This is a genomic window from Amycolatopsis rhizosphaerae (assembly GCF_007713715.1).
GTDB classification, from domain to species: domain Bacteria; phylum Actinomycetota; class Actinomycetes; order Mycobacteriales; family Pseudonocardiaceae; genus Amycolatopsis_E; species Amycolatopsis_E rhizosphaerae.
The window spans coordinates 1-4,752 of record NZ_VJWX01000535.1 but is presented as its reverse complement, the minus strand read 5'-3'; the positions used below and the strand labels follow the sequence as shown (position 1 = coordinate 4,752).

Annotated in this window: 5 protein-coding genes; 1 reads left to right on the top strand and 4 read right to left on the bottom strand. The window is 70.2% G+C overall.

Annotation, left to right across the window (positions count from 1 at the left end; all coding sequences use genetic code 11):
• Nucleotides 1-90 precede the first annotated feature (90 nt).
• The 3 genes from moeZ to FNH05_RS32435 all read right to left on the bottom strand — a co-directional run bounded on the left by moeZ (nt 91) and on the right by FNH05_RS32435 (nt 3,594).
• Nucleotides 91-1,281 carry an adenylyltransferase/sulfurtransferase MoeZ gene (gene moeZ, locus FNH05_RS32445; RefSeq protein ID WP_144592661.1) on the bottom strand — a complete coding sequence of 397 codons (1,191 nt, stop codon included), beginning with the start codon at nt 1,279-1,281 and terminating at the stop codon, nt 91-93.
• 109 nt (nt 1,282-1,390) lie between these two features.
• On the bottom strand, nt 1,391-2,509 hold the full coding sequence (locus tag FNH05_RS32440) for a DUF3152 domain-containing protein (RefSeq protein ID WP_144592660.1): 1,119 nt from the start codon (nt 2,507-2,509) through the stop codon (nt 1,391-1,393).
• Between the two features lie 80 nt (nt 2,510-2,589).
• Nucleotides 2,590-3,594, bottom strand: a complete 1,005-nt coding sequence (locus FNH05_RS32435) for an alpha/beta fold hydrolase (protein WP_144592659.1) — start codon at nt 3,592-3,594, stop codon at nt 2,590-2,592.
• 86 nt (nt 3,595-3,680) lie between these two features.
• On the opposite strand from FNH05_RS32435, the gene FNH05_RS32430 reads away from it, so the two are divergent.
• Nucleotides 3,681-4,316, top strand: coding sequence for a TetR/AcrR family transcriptional regulator (locus tag FNH05_RS32430; protein ID WP_144592658.1), 636 nt, complete (start codon nt 3,681-3,683; stop codon nt 4,314-4,316).
• Between the two features lie 27 nt (nt 4,317-4,343).
• Here the strand turns inward: FNH05_RS32430 and FNH05_RS32425 are convergent.
• Nucleotides 4,344-4,752: alpha/beta fold hydrolase (locus FNH05_RS32425; RefSeq protein ID WP_222426772.1), on the bottom strand; the 409-nt coding region annotated here is incomplete at its 5' end.

Genomic DNA, 4,752 nt, shown 5'->3' with positions numbered 1-4,752 from the left:
CCCCTCCCCCGCGCCCCGTGTCCGTTCCGTGAATGCGCGACGCCCCGGCACACACGGTGGTGTGCCGGGGCGTGAACGCGCCGGAGCCGGTCAGTAGGTCGGCAGGCTCGGGTCGATCTGGCGGGCCCAGGCCAGCACGCCGCCCCCGAGGTGGGTGGCGTCGGCGAACCCGGCCCGGTGCAGCGCGGCCAGCGCCTCGGCCGAGCGGGCGCCCGACTTGCAGTGCAGCACGATCGGCTTGTCCTGCGGCAGCTCCGCCAGCGCCTCACCCGAGAGGATCCGGTCCTTCGGGATCAGCTTGGCGCCCTTGATGTTGACGATCTCGTACTCGTGCGGCTCGCGGACGTCGATCAGCACGAAGTCCTCACCCGCGTCGAACTTCGCCTTCAGCTCGGCCGGGGTGATCGTGTGTGCGGCGGCCGCGTTGGCGGCGTCCTGGGACACCACACCGCAGAAGGCCTCGTAGTCGATCAGCTCGGTGATCTTCGGGGTCTCCGGGTCCTTGCGGATCTTCACCTCGCGGTAGCGCATCTCGAGCGCGTCATAGCTGATCAGGCGGCCCAGCAACGGCTCACCGATACCGGTGATGAGCTTGATCGCCTCGTTCACCATGATCGAGCCGATGGACGCGCACAGCACGCCCAGGACGCCGCCCTCGGCGCACGAGGGCACCATGCCCGGCGGCGGAGCCTCCGGGTAGAGGTCGCGGTAGTTGAGGCCCTTGCCGTTCGGCGCGTCCTCCCAGAACACGCTGACCTGGCCCTCGAACCGGAAGATCGAGCCCCACACGTAGGGCTTGCCCAGCAGCACCGCGGCGTCGTTGACCAGGTAACGGGTGGCGAAGTTGTCCGTGCCGTCCAGGATCAGGTCGTAGCCGCGGAAGATGTCGAGCGCGTTCTCCGTGGTCAGTTGCTCGTTGTGCAGCACGACGTCGACGAACGGGTTGATCTCGGCGATCGATTCCTTCGCCGAAACGGCCTTCGGCTTGCCCACGTCGGACTGGCCGTGGATGACCTGGCGCTGCAGGTTCGACTCGTCCACGACGTCGAAGTCGATCACGCCGAGCGTGCCGACACCGGCCGCGGCGAGGTAGAGCAGTGCGGGGCTGCCCAGCCCGCCGGCACCGATCACCAGGACCTTGGCGTTCTTGAGCCGCTTCTGCCCTTCCATCCCGACATCCGGGATGATCAGGTGCCGGCTGTACCTGGCCACCTCTTCCTTGGTGAGCTCGGCCGCCGGCTCCACGAGCGGCGGCAACTGGCCCGCCGGTGTTCCTGACATCGGCTCCTCCATCTCACACGGATCGCGTTGTCGCCATCCCAGTATCCACAACACGTACTCTGCCCTACGTCTTCCCCTCGTCCCACAGAATGGGATATGGGCGGGCGGATCAGTTGTGAGGAGCGGTGTCGCCGAGGTTGAGCACCGGCCAGGCATTGGGCCGGCACACCTTGTGGTCGGCGGGGACGGCCTTGGAGTTGTACGGGTCGACGGCGTTGAGCCGCGCCACGTAGTCGTTGGCCACCCCGAAGGTCTGCTGCATCATCACCGGCGCCAGCGCGCCGTTGTCCTGGCAGCCGACGTGCCCGTTGCCCAGCGCGTGCCCCACTTCGTGGTTGATCGCGTACTGGCGGTAGAGCCCCAGGTCACCGTTGAAGGCGAGGGCCGCGCGGACCCAGCGGGCCAGGTTGATGACCACGCTGCGCTGGTAGCTGCGGGTGTAGCACGAGGTCGGGTACTTGATGTCGAACCCGCACAGGTTGGCCTGCTTGGTGGTGGCCGGGCTGGTCAGGCGCACCCGGAAGTCCGGGCTCGGGTAGTCCGCCCCCACGCGCTGCAGGCTGACCTTCCCGGTACCGGTCCAGCTCTGCGGGCTGGACAGGGTGGCCTCGACGGCGGCCGCGAACGAGTCGTCGCCGCTGTAGTCGGACGGATCGACGCCGTCCTCGACCTCGATCGTGTAGTGGTAGAGCTTCCCGGCCGTCCCGGCGCGCTTCCCCGCGTCACCAGTGGGCGGGATGACGTGCCAGGTGCCCTTGCCCGCTTCGGTGTAGTGGCCGCCGTCGGGCAGGTCGGCGGTGGGCACGTTGAGGTCGGCGGGCAGTGCCGGCTTCTCCGCCGGTCCGGATTCCGCCGGTGCGGCGTCGCCCCCGGCGCTCGCCGCACCCGCGCCCGCCGCCTGCCTCGGCGGGGAGGTCGCGGTGTTGAACACCACGAGCGCGGTGATCACCAGCAGGATGGGCAGGACGTACACGCGCCAGCCGTAGGTCTTGAAGACCGAGCGGGCCTTGCCGCGTTCCGCGCGGGCCTTGCGCGCCTGCTCCGGATCCTGCTCGAGCTGCGGTTCGGGCTTCCAGGAGGCGCTGAGCGGCTCGGCGGTGGTCCGGCGGCGCCCCGGGCGGTACCGCTCTTCGCTCAGCCTGTGCACCTCGGCGACGGAAGAACGGGCGCCCCGTGGGTACTGAGCCCGCTTCTCGTCGCTTCGCGCGCCGTTCGTCGCCCGGTTCACGCACCCCAGAGTGCCATATCCGAACGGTGATGCGACGGCGACCGTCCGATCACGGACCGGATTCGCACCACCCGGATGGCCTACCACTCTCCCGTGGTGACCCGTTCCCACATACCCAGGACCGCTTTCGCTACGGCAATCGGGCGTTCCATCTGCGCTACGTGACCGGTCCTCGGCAACACCAGCAAACGCCCCTTCGGCAGCACCGTCGCGGTGCGCGCGGCATACCGGACCGAGATCACCTTGTCTTCGGTGCCCCACACCACCAGTGACGGGGCCGCCACTTTCGGTGCCACCGACCAGAGGGACGCCGGTCCGCGCGCGAACCAGGTCCGGAAGATGCCGAGCGTGCTGCGGGACATCGCGGCCTCGGCCCAGGCGAACTCGGCCCGCGCGAGGTGTTCCTCGGCCAGTTCGTCCAGACGGTGTTCGGGGAAGGAATCCGGATCCGCGAAACACAGCTTGATCACCTGCGCCGCCCGCTCGCGCGGGCCGAACGCGGCCAGCCTGCGCCGCACCGGCCGCCCGATCAGCGGCAGGTAGGCCAGCGCCATCATCGGATCCGACAAGCGGCGCGGGTCGGGCCGCAGATCGGGCATCGCCGGGGAGATCAGGGTGAGGGTGCGCACCAGTTCCGGCCGCCGGGCGGCGACCAGCAGGGCGATCGCCCCGCCCATCGAATTGCCCACCAGGTGCACCGGCCCCGCGTCCAGCCCGGCCAGGAACGTCGCGAGCACCTCGGTGTGCGCGTCGAGGCTGTAGTCGAACCCGTCCCTCGGCTCGGAGAACCCGAAACCGGGCAGGTCGGTGGCGAGGCCGTCGGCGAACGGCGAGAGCAGCGCGGCCAGGTCCGTCCAGTTCGTGGCGGAACCACCGAGGCCGTGCACGTAGACGACCTTGGTCTCGCCCTGGCCGGGGGTGCGGCGCACGTGCAGCGACACGCCGCCGGAGGTTTCGACCCCGCCCGGCCACGGCCGCTGCCGGGGATCCAGTTCGGGCAGTGGGGTGGCAGACAGCGGCACATGGGTGAGGGGCACCCGATCGCCTGAGCCGGCCCCCTCGCGGGTTGGCACTGTGTCCGTCATTCCATCAGGATGCCTATCCGGCCCCAGCCTTGGCGAGTCGACGGTACCGGCTAGTAATCTCGAACGGTCTCAACCGGGGAGGAAGCATGACGGAGATCGCGCCGGTACAGCAGCGAGGTGTGCGGCTGCCGCGCACCGAGCGGCGGGCACAACTACTCGCCGCGGCCCAGCGCGTTTTCTCGGCCAACGGCTACCACGCCGCCGCGATGGACGAGATCGCCGAGCAGGCCGGTGTCTCCAAACCCGTGCTGTACCAGCACTTCCCCGGCAAACTCGACCTCTACATCGCACTGCTGGAAAGCCACGTCGACGAGCTCGTCGGCCGGGTGCAGGAGGCGCTGGCCTCCACCACCGACAACAAGCTGCGGGTGCAGGCCGCGGTCGGCGCGTTCTTCGACTTCGTCAACGGCGACGCGGGCGCGTTCCGGATGGTGTTCGAGTCCGACCTGCGCGGCGAACCCGCGGTCCAAGAGGCCGTGGACCGCGCCACCTCGGCCAGTGTGGACGCCATCACCGAGACCATCACCTCCGACGCCGGTCTCGACGAAGAGAAGGCGCGCCTGCTGGCCGTGGGCCTGGTCGGTCTGAGCCAGGTCAGCGCGCGCTTCTGGCTCGCCCACCACAGCACGATGAGCCGTGAGGACGCGGTCGCGCTGACCGCCACCCTCGCCTGGCGCGGTATCGGCGGCGGCTTCCCCCTCCAGCAGACCCCGGCCCGCTAGCACCCCAGCACGCGGGGAACGGGCCGTTCAGTCCGCGGCCTGGTCGAGCAGGGCGCGGAGGCGGGAAGCGACTCCGACGGGACGTTCGTAGGTGAGCTCGTGGCCCGCCTCCGGGAACAGCACGAACTCGGCGTGCGGCAGCTCCCCGGCGAGAACCCGGGCATGCGGCAGCGGCGTGATCCGGTCCCGGTCACCAGCCAGGATCACGGCCGGGGTGTCGCGCAGGGTGGCCAGCGCCGCCCGCCGGTCGTGCTGCGACATCGAGTCGCGGAACCCGCCCACACTGCTCGGATGCGCCCGCAGGACCTGCGCCGTCATCGCCCGCACGTCCGCCCGGCGCGCCTTCCTGCCGAAGGCCAGCCACTTCGTCACGGGCCGGGCGGCCACCGCCGGTACCGGGACGAATTCCTTCGCGTACCGGGACAGCCGCCGGGCC